Source organism: Pelagibacterium halotolerans B2, assembly GCF_000230555.1.
In the GTDB taxonomy this organism is placed as follows: Bacteria; Pseudomonadota; Alphaproteobacteria; order Rhizobiales; family Devosiaceae; genus Pelagibacterium; species Pelagibacterium halotolerans.
Genome location: NC_016078.1, coordinates 3,821,655 through 3,843,332, shown reverse-complemented (window position 1 = coordinate 3,843,332; position 21,678 = coordinate 3,821,655). Strand labels below are relative to the sequence as shown.

Sequence of the window (21,678 nt, the reverse complement as noted above, 5' to 3'; positions counted from 1 at the left end):
TGAACGCCACATCCAAGGATAAGCGTTTGTCGATCCTCCGACCTGAACAAGACACATCCTATGGTCGTACTTGCCAAGCCGCCACTATAGAGTTTTGATGCAGCCATAAAGTTTCTGTATGGCAGTGGCGAATGGCAAAAGGCTTCCTTGACATAAGACGAATGCGGTACGTTTTGTCTGTGGCCGATCATGGGTCGGTATCGGCAGCCGCGCGCGCACTCAATGTCGCTCAACCGGCTCTCAGCTATCATCTTGGCGAGATCGAGCGCCTGATTGGCGGCATGCTTTTCGAGCGCAAGCCGACTGGAATGGAGTTGACACTTCTCGGTCACCTATTCGTCGGTCATGCCGCCGAGATCATTGATCGGATCGATGAGGCGGAAGGCGATATCCTTCGCCAGTCCGCATGCAAGACAATGCGGGAGACGATAAGACTGGCAATCATCCCTTCACTTGCCTCTACCTTGACACCTGCCTTGTACGCCTCTTTCAGCAAGTTAATGCCCGACTATTCATTGCACGTTATCGACGCACGTACGGCATTCGCCGACGAGTTGGTGCGGACGGACAAGGCTGACGTTGCTGTGCAGCTGACTGAGGCAACTCAATCCAGCGAAGAACCACTTGCATGGGAAGACCTTTACTGTGTGACACATTCCAGCCACGGCAGCGGAGACATGAGCTTGGCGCAAGTTGCTGGTTCAAATCTCATACTTCCGTCTTCGGGAAACCCGTTGCGTCAATTTTTCGAGGACGCTGCGCGCAAACACCAGCTCATCGCCAACATTCACATGGAGGTGGACGGGTTTGAACCGCGCAAAAGGGTCGTAAGGGCCGGATTCGGGACAACCGTTATAGGCGCGCGATCGATAAACGCCGAACAGCTTGGTCCGGACTTGGTGGCGAGACGCATCGTTGAGCCGACCTTGCAACGCCCTATCATGCTCAAATCTCGTCGCGGATTGGCTCCGGATCTGCGCGCCAAAATCCGGGAAGCGCTTGTAGCCGCTTTTGAATGAAGCTGCGACCTAAGTAAGCCTCTTCATCGGCAGGGAGCCCGCTAAAAGCGCACCGAACGCAGGAAAGATCGCGATGGTGATAAAGAGCACTCTGAAGCCTGAACTGATGACTTCGGCCTGGCTCCGGTCAAGCTCTATCGCTGCGTCCAAATTGTCTCCCGTTTGGGAGATGAACACGTTGAGCGTTTCCAACGGCATTTCACCTGAGACATTGACGTACCCAAATAGCGCCAGCCCCGCCAGTGCAGTACCCAAAGCAGCGCCGATGGATCGAAACAGCTGTACGAGACCGGCGACCGCGCCGATACGCTCTATTCCCGCAGCGAGCTGCGACGTGATGATCACAGCTCCCATTGCCGTACCCAGACCAAACGCGATGGCAGCCAGATGGGCTGATAAGAGCCAACTCGCAGTGGTGTGGGGAAAGACTGCAAGTATCACCATCAGACCAGATGCCAGAGAAAGGCCGACACAAGAGAAACGCGCGGTGTAACCCGTCCTGCTGATGGCAGCGCCGGTTAGTGTCGAACCGAATGCAATGCCGATAGTGACCGGCAGCAGCGCCAATCCGATCTCAAGCCCTGTGGCACCGAATACCAAGCCCATGTAAAGCGGCAAGAACGTAAGAATTGAAACGAGCCCTGCGCCATGGCACGCCGCAATTGCGCAACAGCGCCAGACATTGGCATCGAGCACCAAGTCGAGAGCAATAAACGGCACTGCGACGCGCCGTTCGCGAACATGAAGCCCCACGAGGCTAAACGCTGAAACGACGAACAGCGCCAATGACAAGCCGAGCCCAGAAAGGCTTTGCAGGTTGTGAAGAGCAACGAGCAGGGGAGCAGCAACAGCGACCAACAACGCAAGACCGAGAAAGTCAAAGCGCGCGCCCGTCGCTCTGTTCATGCCGGCGGGTAGCCTTAAAGCTAGCACCATGGCCAAGCATGCCAGTGGAATTGTGACGGCAAAAATACTCTGCCACCCAAACGCTTGCGCCATCACACCACCAAGCACAGGTCCGGTGGTACTGGCCAACATCCCGACCGATGAAAAAACGCCTTGAAAACGGGCGCGTTCACGAGGAGGCACGACATCGGCTAACAAGGAGTGAGACAAGGCCATTAGCCCTCCCCCTCCTAAACCCTGTACGAGGCGCCCGGCGATCAGACCCGAAATGGAGTTTGAACACATACAAATCACGCTTCCGCAGACTGCAACTGCGAGCGCCATGATAAGCATGCGCCTCTTGCTGAACATGTCTCCAAGCTTGCCATATGTCGGTGCGGCAACGGTTGCGGTCAGCAAATAGGCAAGGACGACCCAGGTAATCGAATCCACACCTCCGATATCGGCTGCTATCGCAGGCAATGCGGCTGCGACGATCGTCTGATCGAGCAACGCAAGATACATGGGGAGCGCAACGCTTGGGAAAATCGACAGAAATTTCTGGGGGCGGGATGCTCGGTTCACACTATGTTCGCCCGGTGCTGACGGTATTCATGGACAGTCCCCGAGTAGCCTATAGTGCTGCTCGCGGGTCGTGTTTTGCGACGCGGGTGAGGAGATAGTCGATCTCCTCGCGTGCCTTGGGGGAGAGGGTGCCGGCGGGCTTGCGCTGGATGTCGGAGGTGATGAGGCCGCGCTTTTGCAGGACGTATTTGCGGGCGGCGAGGCCGACGCCCTGCTGCTGTTCGTAGCGGATCAGGGGGAGATGAGCGTCGAAAAGGTCGTGTGCTTCATCGCGCCGACCCTCGGCCTGCAGACGGACGATATCGGCAAGGGCGTCGGTGAAGGCATAGCCGGTCATGGCGCCATCGGCGCCGCGCTCCATCTCGAAATCGATGAACAGCCCGCCATTGCCGCACAGGATCGAGATGTCACGCATTTCCCCTGCGGACTGGAACTTGCGCAGGCTGGTTATCTTTTCGAGCCCCGGCCAGTCCTCGTGCTTGAGCATGATGCAGGAGGAATGGGCGTTGACGATGTCGCGGATGACGCCGTGGGTCATGACGACGGTCAATGTCAGGGGGTAATCCTGGATGACGAAGGGGATGTCGTCGCCGATCGCTTCGATGGCCGAGGCGTAGTAGTTCTTGATCTGGTCGTCGGTGCGTAGATTGGACGGCGGGGCGATCATGACGCCTGCGGCGCCGAGATCCATCGATTGGCGCGCCAGGGACCGCATGGCGGCAAAGCCGGGGGCCGAGACGCCGACGATGACGGGGAGTTTGGTGCGCCCGACCACCTGTTTGACGATGGCAATCGATTCGGTCGCTTCGAGCTTGGGCGCTTCGCCCATGATGCCCAGAATGGTCATGCCGGTGGACCCGGCCTCGGCGTAAAAATCGGTGAGCCTGTCGATCGATTTGGTGTCGATCGCATAATCGTCGAGAAAGGGCGTCGTCGCGATGACGTAAACGCCCTTGGCAGTGTGGTCGAGCGGCATGATTACTGTCCGGATTTAAAAGCGGCGTAGCGCTTTTTGGTCTCTTCGTTCATCGGATACAAGCCCGGCAAAGGCACGCCGCGATCGACCTCGGTCATGATCCAGGCCTCCATGGCTTCCTGTTCGGGGGCTTCGGCGAGCACCTCTTCGAGCAACGCCTGGGGGATGACGACGGCGCCGTCATCGTCAACGACGATGGTATCGCCCGGAATGACCGCGACGCCACCGCAGCCGATGGTTTCCTGCCAGCCGACGAAAGTAAGCCCGGCAACCGAGGGCGGCGCGGAAATGCCGTTGCACCAGATGGGGAGGTTCGTGGAATGGACGCCAACCGCATCGCGCATGACGCCGTCGGTGATCAGCGCGGCGACGCCCTTTTTGGCCATGCGAAAACACAAGATATCGCCAAAGATGCCGGCGTCCGAAACGCCCATGGCGTCGGCAACGACGACTGCGCCCTCGGGCATGTCCTCGATCGCGGCGCGGGTGGAAATGGGGGAGCCCCAGCTGGCGGGGGTGGCCAGATCCTCGCGCGCCGGGACAAACCGCAGCGTGAAGGCCGGGCCGACAATGCGCTCCATGCCCGACCGGATGGGCTTGGCGTTGCGGATCCAGACATTGCGCAGGCCCTTTTTCAAAAGGACCGTGGTGAGGGTGGCCGTCGAGACGCCTTTGAGCGTTTCGATCGCCTCTGGGGTAAGCGACATTGATGTTCCTCATAAGGGGTTATCGGCGGCGGACTTGCCGTCCTGTGGCAACTTCCAGTTCGGTCAAGAAACGCCGCCGATGAATCAAATACTGGCGATCAATCCACCATCGACCCGGATGACCGAGCCGGTGAGGTAGGAGGCCTTCTGGCTGGCGAGGAATGCAACGACATCGCCATATTCTTTCGGGTCGCCATAACGGCCCACGGGGATGGCGGCGGTGCTTTCGGTCGAGACGTCTTCGACCGAGCGGTTTTCACGTTTGGCCTTTTGTTCGTCCAGAAACGTGATGCGGCCGGTGGCGATGCGGCCGGGCAAGACGATGTTTGCCGTGAGGCCGTCGCGGCCCACTTCACGGGCAAGGGTTTTCGACCAGCCGACCAGCGAGAGCCGCAGCGCGTTGGAAATCCCCAGATTGGGGATGGGCGCGACGACGCCCGACGAGGTCGAGGTGACGATACGACCCCATCCGCGCTCGCGCATGCCGGGCAGGACGGCATCGGTTATGGCGATGACAGAGACGACCATGGAGCGGAAGAATTTTTCCCAGTCCTCGGGCGCCTGACCCGAGACGGTTGTCGGCGGGGGGCCGCCTGTGTTGTTGACGAGGATGTCGATGGGGCCGAGTTCGGCTTCGACGGTCGCGATGTGATCTGGGATCGACGCCAGATCGGCGAGGTCCCAGACCAGTGCTTTGGCGATACCGCCCTGCCCGTTTATCGCTTCGACAGTCGCCTGCGCGGCGTCGGTGTCGATATCGGCCACCGCGATCTTCGCGCCCTCGGCAGCCAGCGCGCGGGCAATCGCCCCGCCCAATCCACCGCCAGCACCAAATATCAGCGCCGTCTTGCCCGAAATTCCGAGATCCATAGCTCCTCCCTTCGCAATCTGCTTTGCCTGCGCTTGCACTATTAGGGGGTGGGGCAGGTGAGCTCCACTAGAGAACATTGATGGCGCTATAAAGGGTTTTGATAGCTCCACATATGACACAACGTCCGGCGCATCTCACCTAACCGTGACACGCGTTCCGGTCACTGCCGAAACGATAATTCGCAGGCTCTGGCTCAGCTGTCCGCTCACCAATGTGATGTGAGCATGAGAGAACAAGCATTCGGGCACAAATCAGATTAAAGCTGCACAATTGTACAAATAGCGCCCATCTACGAGTCTATCCAACGCCGAGCGTTGATCAAACGATGTGCTGGCTTGGTGGTTAAGAGCGCACTGGAGCGGTTGCACCATTCTGTAATCCAGAAGCAATCGACAAACATTGGGCTCCTTGTCGACATTGCCAGCATATACTTGGAACGGCGGCTTTCGGGATACGAAGGAGCCAGCGTCACCGTCTGAAATGAGGGCGCGTTGCCGACTGGCGGAAACGGGGCCGTACGCTGACTGTCCGGTTCTGGCTAAGCACGGGAAAGAGCCGACGTTCGACCAGCGACCCCATTGTCGCCGATCGGAGTGCGGCCTTTCCCACCCATTCGCGAAAGGGCGAGCGCAAGGGCAAGCGACACCAGAAATCGCTCTCCGCCCGAAAGGCTGCGCGTGGCGCGAGCCTCACCACCCATGTGTAGCGCGAGATCCGCTGCGCGGCGTAGCCTGTAACGCGGGTTAAGGTCCGACAGATGGTGGTTGGCGTGGTCAACCAACACGTCCAGCGTGATAGATTGAGTGTGCCACGACGCGTACACGCTGGCGGGGAGTGATCCGGAGGGTGTTTTCCCGGTGGTTCTGGGCCACGAGGGCGCGGGCATCGTTGTCGAGGTCGGGGAAGGCGTCACCAGCGTCGGGCCGGGTGATCACGTGATTCCGCTCTACACCGCCGAGTGCGGCAAGTGCGACTTCTGCCTGTCGGGCAAGACCAACCTGTGCGTCGCGGTCCGCGAAACGCAGGGCAAGGGCTTGATGCCCGATGGGACCACCCGCTTTTCGTACAATGGTCAGCCCCTCTATCATTACATGGGCTGTTCAACCTTCAGTGAATATACTGTCGTCGCCGAAGTCTCGCTCGCCAAGATCAATCCCGAGGCAAACCCCGAACATGTCTGCCTGCTCGGCTGCGGCGTCACGACCGGCATCGGCGCAGTCCACAATACCGCCAAGGTCCAGCCCGGAGACTTGGTCGCCGTGTTCGGCCTCGGCGGCATCGGCCTCGCGGCGATTCAGGGTGCGCGCCAGGCGAAGGCGGGTCGCATCATCGCCATCGACACCAATCCGTCCAAGTTCGAGCTGGCACGCCAGTTCGGTGCGACCGAGTGCTTCAACCCCGAGGACCATGACAAGCCCATCCAGCAAGTGCTGATCGAGATGTCGGGCTGGGGCATCGATCATACCTTCGAGTGCATCGGCAACGTCCACGTCATGCGCGCCGCGCTTGAATCAGCGCACCGTGGCTGGGGTCAGTCGATCGTGATTGGCGTTGCCGGCGCGGGCGAGGAAATCTCCACCCGCCCATTCCAGCTCGTCACGGGCCGCGTATGGAAGGGGTCCGCTTTCGGTGGCGTCAAGGGACGGACACAGCTCCCCGGCATGGTCGAGGACGCGATGAGAGGCGATATCGATCTGGCCCCATTCGTAACCCACACGATGGGTTTGGAGCAGATCAACGAGGCCTTCGCACTGATGCACGAAGGCTAGTCGATCCACACGGTCATTCACTACTGACCCGCCGATCCGAAGCGGCGCGAGGCGCTCGGATCGACAACTCGGCCGTCATCATGGCCCGACCCCGGCCATGATGAAGCGCGCTCTGGCAAATGGGCAACGCGTCGCGATGCGGTAACAAGCGCCGAAGTGCGGTCGTTAAATGCCGATAGCGGCGCGGACCAGGGCCGCCTGGCCCAGGCGCGTACCAGCGGAGTGTGTGTGCCCTCGTCGCGCGACCCAACGGGAAAAATGGTTTTGTCGTAACCTTTGTCTAATGCTGGAAAATATTTCAAAGGTGCCTAACATCGGGCCAGCCTGGCCGTTGGATGTATTGAGTCGGAAATGCATTCATCTGTTACCCGACTGTGATGAACCACGGGCCGCACGGGCGTATAGGGCAGGAAGACTGAATTGAAGAGCAAGGATATTCACGCGACGACGCCGGCCACCGATCATGGGCATACGAGGCCGCCCGCTTGCGTGCAGGTTCGCGGCGCGCGCCAGAATAACCTCAAAAATATTGACGTCGATGTACCGCGCGACGCCTTCGTGGTGTTCACCGGCATATCGGGCTCGGGCAAGTCATCGCTCGCGTTCGGCACCCTTTATGCCGAAGCCCAGCGGCGTTATCTAGAATCGGTTGCGCCCTATGCCCGTCGCCTGATCGACCAAGCCGGCGTGCCGGAGGTCGACGCGATCGACGGTTTGCCGCCTGCGGTCGCGTTGCAGCAGCAGCGCGGCTCGGCCAACGCGCGATCCTCGGTCGGCAGCGTGACGACGCTCTCCAGCCTGGTGCGGATGCTCTATTCGCGCGTCGGCGAATATCCGCGCCATCAACCCATGCTCTATGCGGAGGATTTCTCCCCCAACACGGTCGCGGGGGCCTGCGCGACCTGCCACGGCATCGGCCGCGTATATGACGCGACCGAAGAGACGATGGTGCCTGACGACAGCCTCACCATTCGCGACCGGGCGATCGCCGCTTGGCCGACCGCCTGGCATGGCCAGAACCTGCGCGATATCCTCGTTTCGCTCGGCTATGACGTCGATACACCATGGCGCGACCTGCCGAAAAAGGATCGCGACTGGATCCTCTTTACTGAAGAGACGCCGACGGTGCCGGTCTACGCGGGCCTGACGCCCGAACAGACCCGGACGGCGCTCAAGCGCCGCATGGAGCCGAGCTACCAGGGCACCTTCACTGGCGCGCGCCGCTATGTGCTGGAAACCTTCGCCAACACTAAAAGCGCGCTGATGAAGAAGCGCGTTTCGCAATATATCATCGGCCGCGATTGCCCGACCTGCGACGGCAAGCGCCTGAAGCGCGAAGCCCTGTCGGTCAAATTCGCCGGCCTTGACATTGCCGAGTTCGGCGACCTGACGGTGTTCAAGCTGAAGGACTTGCTGATGCCCGTCGCGCATGGCGAATATGGGGCGGTCTCCGACACCTCAAAGGGCCATGTTCTGGAAAAAGCGGCCCGCGAAGCAGCGGTCGAACAACGGGTTGCCGCAGGCGGCTCTGCGCACAAGAGCGCGCCCGACATACGCCGTACGCCAAATCTCTCCGACGAGAAGCGGATCGCCGCCCAACGCCTTGCCTGCGAATTGATCGAGCGGCTCGAGCCGCTGATCGATCTTGGCCTTGGCTACATATCGCTCGACCGCAGCACGCCATCGCTCTCCTCCGGAGAGCTGCAGCGCTTGCGGCTTGCCACGCAATTGTCGTCACAGCTTTTCGGCGTGGTCTATGTGCTTGACGAGCCTTCGGCGGGGTTGCACCCCGCAGATGGCGAAGCCTTGCTGACTATCCTCGAGCGTCTCAAGGCGGCGGGCAACTCCCTGTTCGTCGTCGAACATGATCTCGACGTGATCCGCCGCGCGGAATGGCTCGTCGATGTCGGGCCAGGAGCCGGGGAAAAGGGCGGTGAAGTCCTCTACAGCGGGCCGATAGAGGGGCTTGCCGACGTCGAGACTTCGATCACCCGCCGCTACCTGTTCGCAGAGCCGCTCCGCAGTGAGCGCACACCGCGCGATCCCAAGGCATGGCTACGCCTGGAAGGGATCAGGCGGAACAATCTCCATGGTCTCGACGTCGAGTTTCCCATCGGCTGCTTCACCGCTGTCACCGGCGTTGCGGGATCGGGCAAATCCAGTCTTGTCAGTCAGGCGCTGCCCGAGCTCGTCACGGAACACCTCGGCGGCTCCCCCGTGGCCGAGGAGGGGGATATCGATCCGCTGCTCGATGTTGCGCAGAACGTCACTGAAGGACGCATTGTTGTAGGCATGGAGCATGTTCGCAGGCTGGTGCGGGTCGATCAGAAACCGATCGGCCGCACGCCGCGCTCGAACCTATCCACCTACAGCGGCATGTTCGACCATGTGCGACGGATCTTCGCTGATACGCCGCTCGCCCGCCGGCGGCACTATAGCCCGAGCAGGTTCTCGTTCAACGTCGCGCAAGGGCGCTGCCCTGTGTGCGAGGGCGAGGGATACGTCATGGTGGAGCTGCTGTTCCTGCCAAGCGTTTTTGCGCCGTGCTCGACCTGCCATGGCTCTCGCTACAACCCGCAAACGCTCGAAGTCGAATGGAACGGGCGCAATATCGCCCAGGTGCTCGAACTGACGGTGGACGATGCGTGCGATTTCTTCGCTGGCGAGGCATCTGTGATGCGCTCCCTCGACGTGTTGCGGGAGATCGGTCTTGGCTATCTGAGGCTCGGTCAGCCGGCGACCGAGCTGTCTGGCGGGGAGGCGCAGCGCATCAAGCTGGCGACTGAACTGCAACGCGCTCAACGCGGCAACACGATCTACATCCTCGACGAGCCAACTTCGGGGCTTCACCCCTCCGATGCGGACCGGCTGATGCAACATCTGCAGGGCCTCGTAGACGCCGGCAATACCGTCGTAGTCGTCGAACATGACATGCGCGCCATCACACAGGCGGACTGGATCATCGACCTGGGACCGGGGGCCGGGGAAGATGGGGGCCGTATCGTTGCCAGCGGCGTCCCTGGCGTCGTTGCGGAAGCGGAAGGCAGTCTCACCGCCCGCTATCTCAAGGCGGCTCTGTAGGCCGTAAATCTGGCCGAACGCACGTTCGATCAGGTGCATCTCAACCACACGTTGGAATGGGTCGAATCTGGAAGCGGGAGCCGGCGATGTGTCAGCGCGGTTGACGCGGCTTAGGGTTTGAGTGCCCGTCAGGTGCGCCGTGTTCGTGTGATACGCGGCGTGGCGGACGGCCAATCGCTGGCCATCCGCCACGCTTGCTTTGTGCGGACCTTCTCCAGGGAGAGGGCCCTCACATGGTTCGTCGAAACGCCCCGTCTTAATTCCCTGCTGCTAGCGCTGCGCCCGCACCTTCTGCGATTTCCTCAACGAGTTTGGCACAGAAGGCGGGCAAATCATTGGGATCGCGGCTGGTAACAAGGCCGTTGTCGACCACGACTTCCTCATTGGTCCATGCACCGCCGGCGTTCTCGATATCGACCTGCAGCGTCGGGTAGGACGTCAAGGTGCGACCCTTAAGCACGCCCGCCTCGATCAATGTCCAGGGTGCATGGCATATAGCCGCAACAGGTTTTTTCTGATCGAAGAAAGCCCGGATGAAACCAATTGCCTCGACGCTGCCGCGCAGCTTGTCGGCGCCGACAGTCCCTCCGGGCACAACAAGTCCGTCGAAATCGTCGGCTTTGACCTCGGCAAACGTCTTGTCGATAGTATAGCTGCCGCCCTCGTCAAGGTCGCTATTGACTGTGCGAGCCTTGCCCGTTTCAAAACTGACCACGGTCACTTTGCCGCCAGCCTCCTCGATAGCTTGCTTGGGCTTCGAGAATTCTGGTTCTTCCGTCCCGCGGGGTGCGATCAGAATGGCAACTGATTTGCCTTCCAAAGTCATAATTTATTTCCTATTCCGTCGAAGACTAAGGTCAGGTGCCCGGCTTGAGCAAGACCTTCGTCCAACCACCATCGCGCTCGTCGAAATGCTTGTAGGCGTCTGGTGCCTGATCAAGCGGCAGCCGGTGCGAGATGATTTGGGCAGGATTGGCCCGGCCATGCTCGATAAGGTTCATCAGCCGCCGGTTATAATGCTTTACATTACATTGTCCGGTGCCGATCTTCTGGCCCTTGAACCAAAAGTTGCCGAAGTCGAACGCAATCTTGCCTTCCTTCTGAAGATCGTCGGGCGCGTTCGGGTCTTCCGGAACGAACACGCCGACGACGCCGATTCCGCCGGTGGCCTTCGTGCTTTTGACGAGGCAGTTCATCGTGTAATTGCTGCGCTCCTTGCCGTGGCGATCGCAACACTGATACCCGACCGCCTCGACCCCCCGGTCGGTCCCGCGGCCGCCGGTTGCGTCAAGGATCTGCTGGGCGGGATCGCCCTTGCGCATGTCGATCGGAATCGCGCCCATCGCCTCGGCCAGTTTCAAGCGGTCATCGTGAGAATCGACCACGAAGATCTGAGAGGCACCGCGAATTTGGGCTGAGTGCGCGGCCATCAAACCGACCGGACCAGCGCCGTAGATCGCGATGCTTTCGCCGGGCAGGAAACCGGACATTTCGACGCCGTGCCAACCCGTCGGGAAGATGTCGGAGAGCATGACATAGTCATCCTCCTTCTCCTCAGCGTCCTCGGGCAGCTTCAGACAATTGAAGTCCGCATAAGGAACGCGCATCAACTCGGCCTGACCGCCTTGCCACGGCCCCATTTCGGCAAAGCCATACGCTGCGCCGGCGGTTCCGGGGTTGGTCGTGAGGCAAAACGCCGTCAGACCGCGTTCGCAATTTTCGCAGAACCCGCAACCCACGTTGAACGGCATACAGACGCGATCGCCTTTCTTGATCCGATCTACGGCAGCGCCGACCTCGATGACTTCGCCAAGGTTTTCGTGACCGAAGACCCTGCCCTTCTCGAAGCTGGTACGGCCATCGTACATGTGAAGGTCAGACCCGCAAATGTTGGTGGTGGTCACCCGAATGATCACATCGGTCGGTTTCTCGATCTTGGGATCGTCGATGGTATTGACAGAAACATCTTTAGGCCCGTTGTACACGACAGCTTTCACGGATCTTTTCCTTTCGCAGCTCTTCTCAACGCGTCATCAAATCGAGTGCTTGGTGATGATCCGGTCCATCGCAACGGCGGAGGAAATCGCACCCTTCCAAGTGATCTCAGTTTCCTGAACGTTCTGTTACCTGAGAGGTTCCTTCCCGTAGGGCCATCCTGAGATCGATTCATGGCGGTTTTCTGAATGACTGGGCCAGAACGGCCGATTAACGCGCCAAATTGATGTGCTCAAGAATCTCCCGCGAACCAATGGTGCCGTTACGTCGCGACACATCAACGGCGCCTTATCAGTAAATTCAGGGGTGTGATAAGCGCAAAAGACAAGGCCATCCACTATCGCGGATGACCTGTCGTATTCATTTATTCATTTCCCGATTCGGCCGGGCTATCCATTCCGGATGGAAACACGAGCCTTACCCTGCAGTCAAACGGCAGCTTAGGGTGCCGACCGCTCCGCTATTTCGCGGCCAGCAGGGTGAACTTGTGAATCTGCGGCGGTTCAGAAAACAGTTCTTCTGCCTTGTCCATCAGTGCGGCGGCAACCTTGCCGTCAAGATGGGCCTGCCGATCCTCCTCTGTGTCGAACGTATCGAAGATCGCGTACGCACCGGGACCTTCCTCGATCGCATACCAGGTCAGAGTGCCCGGCTCAGCTTGAACGAGCGGCAATGCCGAGGTCAGGAAATTGGCGACATCGCGCTCTTTTCCGGGCTTGGCCTTCAGTGGTACATACAGGGCAAGTTTGGGCATAAATTACTCCTCAAGTGAAACGGACAGATATTATTCGGCAAAGTAACGGACGAGCGGGCCGGTAGGTTCCCCATGAGGCGGAGCACACGCGGCCCCGCCTCCTCGTCGAAATCAGAACTGCTGTGCGGTCGGCCGGATGACGATCGCGTTGATGGTTGCAGCGGAGGCTGCGAAACAACCGAAGATTCCGACCTCCAGCCCTATAGCCCAACAATCTGGACGAGAGATTAACTTACGGTATCCAGACCGTGGGATGACATCTGGACCCAATCTTATGGCGCTTTACACGACAGGGGCAGCCCTCAGAAATTGGTTCCTGTGTGGTACATCGGTCAACGAAACATCGTACTCGGCAAGAAGAGTGCGATTTGTGGAAAGAGCAAGAGCAGCCCCACACCGATCAGCATCGCAATCACAAATGGCAAGATACCGAGAAATATGCGCGTGGACGGGACGTGTGGAACGAGGGCCTTAACCACAAACACATTGATGCCAACCGGGGGCGTAATCAGCCCAATCTCGAGCGCGATAACGACAAGGACACCAAAAAAGATCGGGTCCACGCCCAAAGCCATGATGACCGGAAAGAAGATCGGCACCAAGAGCACCAGCATCGCAAAGCCTTCCATGAACGTTCCAAGCAGCACGAAGACCGCCAGGATGAGAAGAAGCGTCGCTGTCGCGCCCATTGGCAGGCTCAGGACCGTCTCAGACACCCAGGATGTTAGACCAGACCGGGCGAGAAACGGGTTGAGAACGTTTGCCCCGATGATGATCGTGTAGCACATCACTGTCGTTGAGACTGTCTGGCGCACGATGCGTGAGAAATTGGACGGTGTGAGCGATCGTCTCCACAAGGCGATCGCCAGGGTCGCGACAACACCGATGGCGGCCGACTCCATGGGCGTGAAGATGCCGGCATAAATGCCGCCCACCGTTCCGACCACGACCAGAAGGAACGGCAGAGCCTTCATCGTTGCCGAATACCGCTCCTGTGACGTCAACCGCTCGCCTGATGGCGCTACCGATGGCCGCAAAGAGGCAACTATGGCAATGGTAGTGAGAAAAAGCCCCATCAGCAGGATGCCGGGCAGAATTCCGGCCACAAAAAGCTGGCCGATCGATTGCTCGGTCAAAAGCGCATAGAGCACGAAACCCGTCGAAGGCGGGATGAGAATCCCCAGAGTTCCACCCGCCGCGACCGAGGCTGCGGAAAACCCTTCGTCATATTTGTAGCGCCGCATCTCTGGCAAAGCAACCTGGCCCATCGTGACGGCAGAAGCGACCGACGAGCCGCTCAATGCGGAAAATCCAGTGCAGCCCAAGATCGTGGCCGATGCCAGTCCGCCGCGGCGGTGGCCTATCCAGGCATAGGCGGCATCATAGAGATTGCGGCTCAATCCGCTCACGCCAGCCAAATTGCCCATCAGAACGAAAAACGGGATGATTATGAGATCGAGCTTGAGCGCCAGTTCAAACGTTTCAGTCGAAAAGGTCGCAAGCGCGGCTCTTTCGTTCTGCAAAATCGTGATGCCCCCCAATCCGACGGCGGCCATCGCAAAGCCCACAGGCGTGCGGAGCGCAAGCAACGCGAAAAGAACCGCGATCCCAACTAGACCAATGGTGAACGCGCTCATTGAACGATCTCTTCTTCGCTGGTGCCCGGTATGAGGTGCAAATTGTTGGTCGCGTTGAGCAGCAAGCGTCCCGCGCACGATACCGCACCCAAAGCTGCGCCTAAGGCGATAAAGCCCCACAGCGGGGCAAAGGGGATGCCGAGCAAGGACGACCGCTCGCCATAGTTGAACGCCGACACCATTGCGGTGGTTGAGCGATACGCCAGAAGCCCAAGAACCGCGCCGGAGATCAGGTCCGACATGGCCAGAACGCAGCGTTGGACAATTTTTGAGAACAGATTGTAGGCAATGTCGACAGCCACGTGTCCGTCGCGCCAGGTGCAATACGGCATCGCCAGAAAAATGACTGTGGCGACGCCCGCCTGCAGCAGATCGAATGCGCCAAATACCGCCGAACCGAAAAAGTACCGAAGAATGACATTGACGGCTGTCAATCCGACGAGCGACACAAGCAAAATGCCCGCCAGCAGAGCAAGCGCGGCATTAAGCGCCGATAGGATGGATGCCAAGCGAACCAACGTAACCTCCCTGTGCGAACGTGAGCGCTTGGCGCCACAACCAACGGCGCCAAACGCTCGGCTTTTTTTCAGACGCTACTGGGAAATCGCTGTGTAGATTTCCTGCGCATCAAATCCCTCGGCAGCGCTCACCTGCTCGAGATAGTTTTCGATCATGGCCGGCAACGGTTCAGCAAAAAGGGCCCGCTGTTCGGCTGTCAGGACAACGATTTCGGTGTTTCCGGATGCGTTGATGGCCTCAATGGCTTCCTCGCCCGACACGGCGAAGGCGTCAGCACCTTTCATGCTGAGCGCATGTTCGGTGACTTCAAGCACTTCAGCCTGAACATCTTCGGACAGGCCATCCCAGCTGTCACGGTTGGCCACGACATAGAACATCGTGATGTTGCCAGGTATGTTGGTGATGACATGGCTGGCCACTTCCTGCAGACGATAGGCGTTGATCCCGTCGATGCCGATCAGAGCGCCGTCAATCACGCCGGTCTGGAGGGCATTGTAGAGATCGCCCGCCGGCATCGTCACAGGGGTCGCACCCCATGCTTCCATAATGCCGGCCCCGATGGCCGAAGATGCACGGATGTTGAGCCCTTCAAGATCGGCGGGTGAGCTCACGGGCCGGTTGAGGACGAGCGCCGCGGGGTTGTTGGGGAACAGAGCCATCACCTTCGTCCCCTGGAAATCGGGTTCGAACAGTTCGATGTTTTCCCAGAGCACGTCGACGGCGTCCTGGGGGGTGTCGAACAGGTTCGGCAATTCCATCAGCATGGTGCGCGGCAGCGGGAACGTGTCGCTGGCGACAAGGCCCTGGGTGACATCGGCGATGCCGTCAAGTGCGCGCGTATATTGCTGAGCGGGACCCGCGCCCAATTCGCCCGAGGGAAAGACCCGGATGGTCAGTTCGCCATCGGTCGCTTCTTCTACATCCTGAGCCATTTCGAGCGCCACGCCGAGATGGAGTTCGTGGGTCGGCTGGTTGTAGTGGGCATAGGTCCATTCCGCCGCCGAAGCCGTCGTCGTCATGGCCAGGGTGGCAGCTGCGCCGAGAACTATATTCTTCATGGTTTTCCTCCTTTTGAAGTTCTGAATTTTAATAGTGGCTTTAGCGCTGTGATCCGCCGTTGGCCAAGATGTGCTGGCCGGTGATCCAGCGCGATTCCTCGCTGGCGAGAAAGGCGACGATGTCGGCGATATCTGCCGGCGTGCCGAGACGTCCGAAGGGCGAGGCCTGCTGGATGGCCTTTTGCCTCTCGGGTGGAGCGGCATCGAAAATGCCAGGCACGACCGGGCCGGGCATGACGGTGTTGACGGTGATGCCCCGTTGGCCGGCTTCGAGCGCGAAGGCCTCCGAGAGCGCCTTTACCGCGGCTTTGCTTGCCGCATAGACACCAAGGTCGGGCTGTGGGTAGAGGGTCGTGCTGGACGCAATGGACACGATCCGGCCATTGTCTGAAAGCTTTGCCATCGCCTGCTGCATCATCAAAAATACGCCACGCGCATTGACGGCAAAAATTTCATCGAAATTGGCAGTCGACAATTGACTGAGATTTGCCCGGGGACCGGTAATGGCACCGTTGTTGACCAAGATGTCTGCCCGACCCCACATCTTCAATGTACAATCAAAGATTGCGCCCGCCGTTTCGGCATCGGAGAGGTCGCCTGCGATGATCCCGACCGAGCGACCTTCCTGTGTGAGTGCGGTTGCAAGCTCTTCAGCCTGTTCCTGGGTTCCAGGGCCAAAATTGATCATCACGTTGGCGCCTGCCTTGGCCAGGCGCTCGACTATGGCACGCCCAATGTTGCGCGCGCCGCCCGTCACGATGGCGACTTTGCCCTCAAGGCTCGCGACGTTGTTTCCTGTCATGCTGTAGTTCATTATGCGACTGAGCTCCGAAATGGTGCAGTGTGTTCGCCGATGGCGACCGCGAGAATGTCCTCCGGACTGACGTCCACCGAGTCGCCGCACCACGTTATAAAGTGATCGGGGCGGACCAGGATGAACCGGCTCTCATAGAGTGAGCGGCTATCAGCAGCGCTATCTTCGACAATTTCGAGCGGCACGCTGAGAACCTTGGCCGCATCGATCCATCGCCTGATTTCTCCCGGGAGCGCATCGAGCGCAATGAGCGTAAATCCGGTGCCGAGCCGCTCATAAACGTTCGTGCTGTCCGACAGCATTGCCGGAGACAAATGATGCCCGGCCCGAGCACGATGCTGGTGCATGCCCATGGCATTGGTTCGGCCGTCATCGGGCCCGAACACCGTCCGGCTGCCCTCATAGTGAGGTTCAAAAGCACCCACTTCCTCGGTGGCCCCATGAAGACGGCGGTTCCACTCATTTTCGAAAGCCTGTTTGTCCATTTCAGGATCAAACTTTGCGAGAAAATCGCCATCGACATGGATCGACTTTTCGATGAAGTCCTTTGCCGTCGACGCAAAAACCGGCTGGCGCTCGCCGCTATAGGAATCGAGCAGGTCTTCCCCGCCCCACCCTTGAAGGAAGGCAGCCAGTTTCCAGCCCAGATTTCGGGCGTCTTCAAAACCCGTGTTGATGCCATAGCCGCCATAGGGCGGGTGGCTGTGCGCGGCGTCTCCGGCGATAAAAATCCGACCATTGCGGTATGTATCGGACACTGCAAATCTGAGATCCCAAAAGCCGACATAATCGATATCGAGATCGAACTCTTGTCCCACAGCCCTGTGGAGATAGGCGTGGAAGTCGAAATTGTCGCGATTGGTGTCTTTGGGAACGGGGGCATGAAAGAACCACGTGGTTCCTAGATCAACGCGACCGAAAAACTGCCAATATCCCTTAAGGTCGGGATGAAGGACGTTGTAGAATGATTTGTTCGGATAGCACTTGAGCAGTTCATGCAGAGCGGTGGAGCGGAAGACGAGCAGCACCATCAGCTTGTCGTGGTCCGAGCGCGTCTGAGTGATACCGGCTGTTTCGCGAATGCCCGACCGGCTGCCGTCGCACCCCACGACGAATTGGGCATGGATCGTCCGCGTGCCGTCCCCTTCCCGTTCGCTCACTTGCAGAGTTGCACCATGCTGGTCCTGCTCGACCGCGTCGCCACTCCAGCCGTATAGCACTTTCACTGACGGCAGCTCGGCGACGCGTGCACGCAGCACGGCTTCGGTCTGATATTGCGGAAGTCGCTCGTTCTCCTGGTAGTAGAACGGCTGAACAAGTTCACGCTGCAACCAGTCGTAGGTGTAGGGACTTAGAAGTGCTCCATAGGTGGTCATGCCTCCGATACCGTATTCGGCGGGCACCGTACGGGCCGACCGCAGCATCGGTTCGGCGCCCCAGAAATGGAAATGTTCCATCGTCCGCTGGGTAAGATTTTGCCCTTTCGGAACGGGCTGGGGCTGGTGATAGCGCTCGACGACCACCACATCCACGCCGCGCTGCCCAAGCTCAATGGCAAGGCCAAGACCCACAGGGCCCCCTCCCACAATTGCGACTTGAGTTGAAAGAGAGTCAGTAACAGTCATAGTCAAACCCGAAACAGATAAAAGAAGGACCGTCGCCGGCTAGCTCAAGCCCGCCTCGAAGTAGACGTGCTTAGTTTCAAGGAAGTCATTGAGCCCCTCAACTCCATGCAGTCGACCCAGGCCGGATTGGCGATACCCACCCGTCTCGGCTTCGGCAAAAAGGCGCGTGTGGCTATTGAGCCAGACCGTGCCTGAGCGAATGCGGCGCGATGCGCGCATCGAGAGATTGAGGTTTCGGGTAAAAACGCTGGCGGCGAGACCGAAGCTTGTTGCGTTTGCCTTGGCAATCGCCTCGCTTTCGTTTCCGAACGTTTCCAGCGAGACGATGGGCCCGAACAGCTCGTCCTGGACCAGGGACGACGACGTATCTTCGATGCGAAACAAGGTGGGGGTCACAAAGCTACCCTGAGCAAAGCTTCCCTCCAGCGGCTCACCCCGGACGATAAGCTCGCCTTCGTCGCCAGCCTGCTCGATCAGAGCGAGCACGCGCTGCTGGTTGGCCTTGTCGATCAGCGCGCCCATCTGGCTCTGCGGATCGCTGCCCGGACCTGTCCGCACGGACGAATAAGCGTGCTTCATCTTTTCGATGAACTGGGGCGCGATTTTTTCGTGAACCAGAAAGCGTGCAGCTGCGACGCACATCTGCCCCGCCATGACCAGGGACCCTCGGGTCAGTTCGGCGCACGCAAGATCGAGGTCAGCATCTTCAAAGATGACCGCCGGCGCCTTCCCGCCCAACTCAAGCGACAACCGCTTGAGGGTCGGTGCGGCCGAGGCCATGATCTTGCGACCGGTTTGCGTCGAGCCGGTGAAGCTTACGACATCGACATCGGGATGCGCCACAAGAGCACGCCCTACCTCGTCATCGACTTCGTTGACCGAATTCACGACGCCCTTGGGAAGCGACGCGCAGGTGTTGACACACTCCATGAACCGCCCGTGCGTTACGGACGTCTGAAGGGCCGGCTTGATGACCGTCGTGCAGCCGGCAGCAAGTGCGGGAGCCAGTGAACGCGCGAGAAGCGTGATCGGCGCATTCCAGGGGACGATGATTGCGACGACACCGGCAGGCTCGCGGTGCAGCAAGGACATGACATCCGGGGCGCTTTGAAACGTGCGCCCCATCACCGTACGGGCGAGGCCGGCGTAATATCGAATTTCGGAAATTGCGCCGGCCACTTCGCCGCGCGCTTCGGCCAGCAGCTTGCCGTTCTCGGCGACAAGCATTTCGCTCAACTGGCCGGCATCACGCTCCAAAGCGGTCGCGAGTTCGAATAGCGCGTCCGAACGCAAGCGAGGCGAATCTGCCCAAACGCCCTGCTCGAAAGTCTGGCGCGCACAGGCTACCGCCTGATCCACAAGGTCGCGATTTCCACACTGAAAGTGCCCGAAGACTTCGCCGTTGGAGGGATCTATGCTGTCGGCCTGCGGCCCTCCCTCGATCCATTCTCCGCCGATATAGGCCGCCGATACCGTCGTCATCAGCCCCTCTCCCGTGTCGTTAGCTTGGCGACACGGTTACGAGAGCGACCTTTCGCTGTCAAACAAAATCTCCATATTTGAGAATTTTGTGAACTGCGGCGACCTGATAATCGCTAATATCTCATATGCATGTTGTGGGCCGACTGGCGCACTTTCGCGCTGATCTCTTCGATCTGGCCGGCTTCGAGCTGAGAGCCGAGCACAGTGACGCAGACCGAAGCCACAGGGCTGCGCTTGGCATCAAGGACGGGAGCCGCAATGCCAACGACACCCGGCGTAACTTCGCCATAAGCCACGGCAAAACCATCATTCCGGATGCGACTGAAATTGCTGATGATTTCGTCTTCACTGGCGCCAAACCCGACCGCTGCGAACTCATCCACACGAGATTTGACGAGCTTGGCCAATCTGGCCTTTGGAAGATAGGCCAAGATCGAACGCCCGATGGCGCCACGCGCCAATGGCATGGGACGCCCTCGGTGGTAGCTGGTATTGATGCCTTGGCCGGAATGTGCGGAATATACACAGAGAATCTTTGATCCGTACCAGCGCACCAGCAACGCATTGCCGGGGCAACATTGAGCCAGAGAATCAATCTCCGGAACGCCGTGCACCATGAGCGGATCGGAGCGCCGCAGCAAATAGTCCAGTTCGACAATGCGGGGCCCGAGAGTGAAGCCAAACCGCGAGTCGGCAACCAGCAACCCCGCGTCTTTCATGATCTTGACGTAGCGATACAGCGCCGGACGGCTGTAGCCTGTGGCGGCCACGACCTCGTCGGCAGTCCAGGTGAGCTTGTCTTCACTGAAGAGATTGAGGATCGCGAGCACTTTTTCCAAACTTGTCTTGCGCTCTATCACGCCAACCTCCTTGTATGAAATCTCATATACGGATATCAAAAACATTCGTTGAGTGACAATAGTCACGTTTCAGATCAGCATAGCGGTGCGAGACAGGCCGGGGTGGAGGATGAGTATGCAAGCGAACGCGCAATCAGGACCCGCAATTTATGGTACTTCGACGGATCGCGTTTTTACCGCAATCCAGGCCTCGCGCTGCGCGCTGCTTGTCATCGATATGCAAAATTACTTTGTCGACCTGCAATACCCCACAGCCGTTGCCGACGCCGCCGCCACTGTGCCTGCAATAAACCGCATGGCCGATGTGCTGCGAAGATCAGGCGGTTGCGTCATTTGGATACGCACACTGTCCACCACCGACGTTTCTCGCTGGAGCGTATTTGAAGACTACATACTCTCGCCACAAGCCAAAAGCCTGCGGCAGGCTCTCCTGCATCCCGATCATCATGCATCTCAATTGGTTAGCAATCTCGACTGCCGGCCACAGGACCTGGTCGTTCACAAGACCCGGTTCAGCGCGATGGCCGCACAGTCGTCGAATCTGCTCACAGTTTTGCAAGAACGAAACATCGACACCGTCCTGATCGCGGGAACGGCGACCAATGTCTGCTGCGAGTCCACCGCCAAAGATGCCGCCGTGGCAAACTACAAATCGATAATGATCGAGGACTGTCTTTCAGCGCACACCGATGCCGCGCACATAAACTCGCTCGCAAACTTCAAGGGCGTTTTCGGCGATGTGCTTAGCGTCGATCAATGTGCAGCATCACTCCACAAAGATCGTGGATCGACGAATAGCCGACAGGTATCGACTGCTTAATCGCGAGCTGGCCGACCGTTCTGGGTGGCTGGCCCAGGAATCAAGAAGCGGGCCAAAGAGATCGCATTGCAGCATTCAAGCTGATCTTCACCCCATTCATGGGTAATGGGAGACACAATGAACTTGGGTACGGCAATCAAATTTCGGTGCCTCCATGGTCTTCTCCATCTCCGCGGGCCGAGATTGCAACCAATCGCTTAGAGGCTGGCCTCCGTGAACGA

17 protein-coding genes and 1 pseudogene are annotated in these 21,678 nt (G+C 59.1%); 4 read left to right on the top strand and 14 right to left on the bottom strand.

Annotated features, from left to right (window positions below; translation table 11 throughout):
• Positions 1-131: 131 nt before the first annotated feature.
• Positions 132-1,019, top strand: coding sequence for a LysR family transcriptional regulator (locus tag KKY_RS18795; protein ID WP_014132978.1), 888 nt, complete (start codon positions 132-134; stop codon positions 1,017-1,019).
• A 9-nt stretch (positions 1,020-1,028) separates the two neighbouring features.
• Here the strand turns inward: KKY_RS18795 and KKY_RS18790 are convergent, their stop codons facing one another.
• The 4 genes from KKY_RS18790 to KKY_RS18775 form a co-directional block, all read right to left on the bottom strand.
• Positions 1,029-2,429, bottom strand: a complete 1,401-nt coding sequence (locus KKY_RS18790; RefSeq protein ID WP_050811763.1) for an MFS transporter — start codon at positions 2,427-2,429, stop codon at positions 1,029-1,031.
• A 109-nt stretch (positions 2,430-2,538) separates the two neighbouring features.
• Positions 2,539-3,465 (bottom strand): dihydrodipicolinate synthase family protein, encoded by a 927-nt coding sequence (locus KKY_RS18785; protein WP_014132976.1) that lies wholly within the window; start codon positions 3,463-3,465, stop codon positions 2,539-2,541.
• A gap of 2 nt (positions 3,466-3,467) precedes the next feature.
• Entirely contained in the window at positions 3,468-4,172 is a 705-nt protein-coding gene (locus KKY_RS18780) for a ribonuclease activity regulator RraA (protein ID WP_014132975.1), read from the bottom strand.
• A gap of 84 nt (positions 4,173-4,256) precedes the next feature.
• Positions 4,257-5,042, bottom strand: coding sequence for an SDR family oxidoreductase (locus KKY_RS18775; protein WP_014132974.1), 786 nt, complete (start codon positions 5,040-5,042; stop codon positions 4,257-4,259).
• Positions 5,043-5,846: 804 nt separating this feature from the next.
• Between KKY_RS18775 and KKY_RS18770 the strand changes: the two are divergent.
• Together KKY_RS18770 and KKY_RS18765 are read left to right on the top strand one after the other, a co-directional pair.
• Positions 5,847-6,812: pseudogene (locus KKY_RS18770) on the top strand (S-(hydroxymethyl)glutathione dehydrogenase/class III alcohol dehydrogenase); the annotation flags it as partial.
• 420 nt (positions 6,813-7,232) lie between these two features.
• On the top strand, positions 7,233-9,893 hold the full coding sequence (locus KKY_RS18765) for an excinuclease ABC subunit UvrA (protein WP_014132972.1): 2,661 nt from the start codon (positions 7,233-7,235) through the stop codon (positions 9,891-9,893).
• Positions 9,894-10,149: 256 nt separating this feature from the next.
• On the opposite strand, the gene KKY_RS18760 is transcribed toward KKY_RS18765, so the two are convergent.
• From KKY_RS18760 to KKY_RS18715, 10 genes are all read right to left on the bottom strand, one after another.
• Positions 10,150-10,719, bottom strand: coding sequence for a type 1 glutamine amidotransferase domain-containing protein (locus KKY_RS18760; RefSeq protein WP_014132971.1), 570 nt, complete (start codon positions 10,717-10,719; stop codon positions 10,150-10,152).
• 31 nt (positions 10,720-10,750) lie between these two features.
• Positions 10,751-11,890: a glutathione-independent formaldehyde dehydrogenase gene (locus KKY_RS18755; RefSeq protein WP_014132970.1), complete on the bottom strand. Its 1,140-nt coding sequence runs from the start codon at positions 11,888-11,890 to the stop codon at positions 10,751-10,753.
• A 458-nt stretch (positions 11,891-12,348) separates the two neighbouring features.
• Positions 12,349-12,642, bottom strand: a complete 294-nt coding sequence (locus tag KKY_RS18750) for a putative quinol monooxygenase (protein ID WP_014132969.1) — start codon at positions 12,640-12,642, stop codon at positions 12,349-12,351.
• 332 nt (positions 12,643-12,974) lie between these two features.
• Complete coding sequence (locus tag KKY_RS18745; protein WP_014132968.1) at positions 12,975-14,279, bottom strand: TRAP transporter large permease; 1,305 nt, start codon at positions 14,277-14,279, stop codon at positions 12,975-12,977.
• Positions 14,276-14,788, bottom strand: coding sequence for a TRAP transporter small permease (locus KKY_RS18740; RefSeq protein ID WP_041528902.1), 513 nt, complete (start codon positions 14,786-14,788; stop codon positions 14,276-14,278). The genes KKY_RS18745 and KKY_RS18740 overlap by 4 nt, the downstream gene beginning before the upstream one ends.
• Before the next feature lie 84 nt (positions 14,789-14,872).
• Positions 14,873-15,856: a TRAP transporter substrate-binding protein gene (locus KKY_RS18735; RefSeq protein WP_014132966.1), complete on the bottom strand. Its 984-nt coding sequence runs from the start codon at positions 15,854-15,856 to the stop codon at positions 14,873-14,875.
• Positions 15,857-15,896: 40 nt separating this feature from the next.
• Entirely contained in the window at positions 15,897-16,670 is a 774-nt protein-coding gene (locus tag KKY_RS18730; RefSeq protein WP_014132965.1) for an SDR family oxidoreductase, read from the bottom strand.
• Positions 16,670-18,295 carry an FAD-dependent oxidoreductase gene (locus KKY_RS18725; protein WP_041528901.1) on the bottom strand — a complete coding sequence of 542 codons (1,626 nt, stop codon included), beginning with the start codon at positions 18,293-18,295 and terminating at the stop codon, positions 16,670-16,672. The genes KKY_RS18730 and KKY_RS18725 overlap by 1 nt, the downstream gene beginning before the upstream one ends.
• A 39-nt stretch (positions 18,296-18,334) precedes the next feature.
• Entirely contained in the window at positions 18,335-19,777 is a 1,443-nt protein-coding gene (locus tag KKY_RS18720) for an aldehyde dehydrogenase family protein (protein ID WP_014132963.1), read from the bottom strand.
• Between the two features lie 113 nt (positions 19,778-19,890).
• A complete protein-coding gene (locus tag KKY_RS18715; protein WP_014132962.1) occupies positions 19,891-20,637 on the bottom strand; it encodes an IclR family transcriptional regulator in 747 nt (248 codons plus the stop codon).
• Positions 20,638-20,752: 115 nt separating this feature from the next.
• Between KKY_RS18715 and KKY_RS18710 the strand changes: the two genes are divergently transcribed.
• Positions 20,753-21,457: a cysteine hydrolase family protein gene (locus KKY_RS18710; RefSeq protein ID WP_014132961.1), complete on the top strand. Its 705-nt coding sequence runs from the start codon at positions 20,753-20,755 to the stop codon at positions 21,455-21,457.
• Positions 21,458-21,678 lie beyond the last annotated feature (221 nt).

Bases quoted from the DNA above. Each gene is read 5' to 3' on its own strand.
- KKY_RS18760 (WP_014132971.1), bottom strand. From the start codon at position 10,719: ATGACTTTGGAAGGCAAATCAGTTGCCATTCTGATCGCACCCCGCGGG.
- KKY_RS18775 (WP_014132974.1), bottom strand. From the start codon at position 5,042: ATGGATCTCGGAATTTCGGGCAAGACGGCGCTGATATTTGGTGCTGGC.
- KKY_RS18725 (WP_041528901.1), bottom strand. From the start codon at position 18,295: ATGACTGTTACTGACTCTCTTTCAACTCAAGTCGCAATTGTGGGAGGG.
- KKY_RS18780 (WP_014132975.1), bottom strand. From the start codon at position 4,172: ATGTCGCTTACCCCAGAGGCGATCGAAACGCTCAAAGGCGTCTCGACG.
- KKY_RS18785 (WP_014132976.1), bottom strand. From the start codon at position 3,465: ATGCCGCTCGACCACACTGCCAAGGGCGTTTACGTCATCGCGACGACG.
- KKY_RS18730 (WP_014132965.1), bottom strand. From the start codon at position 16,670: ATGAACTACAGCATGACAGGAAACAACGTCGCGAGCCTTGAGGGCAAA.
- KKY_RS18720 (WP_014132963.1), bottom strand. From the start codon at position 19,777: ATGACGACGGTATCGGCGGCCTATATCGGCGGAGAATGGATCGAGGGA.
- KKY_RS18745 (WP_014132968.1), bottom strand. From the start codon at position 14,279: ATGAGCGCGTTCACCATTGGTCTAGTTGGGATCGCGGTTCTTTTCGCG.
- KKY_RS18710 (WP_014132961.1), top strand. From the start codon at position 20,753: ATGCAAGCGAACGCGCAATCAGGACCCGCAATTTATGGTACTTCGACG.
- KKY_RS18750 (WP_014132969.1), bottom strand. From the start codon at position 12,642: ATGCCCAAACTTGCCCTGTATGTACCACTGAAGGCCAAGCCCGGAAAA.
- KKY_RS18790 (WP_050811763.1), bottom strand. From the start codon at position 2,429: ATGTATCTTGCGTTGCTCGATCAGACGATCGTCGCAGCCGCATTGCCT.
- KKY_RS18735 (WP_014132966.1), bottom strand. From the start codon at position 15,856: ATGAAGAATATAGTTCTCGGCGCAGCTGCCACCCTGGCCATGACGACG.
- KKY_RS18795 (WP_014132978.1), top strand. From the start codon at position 132: ATGGCAAAAGGCTTCCTTGACATAAGACGAATGCGGTACGTTTTGTCT.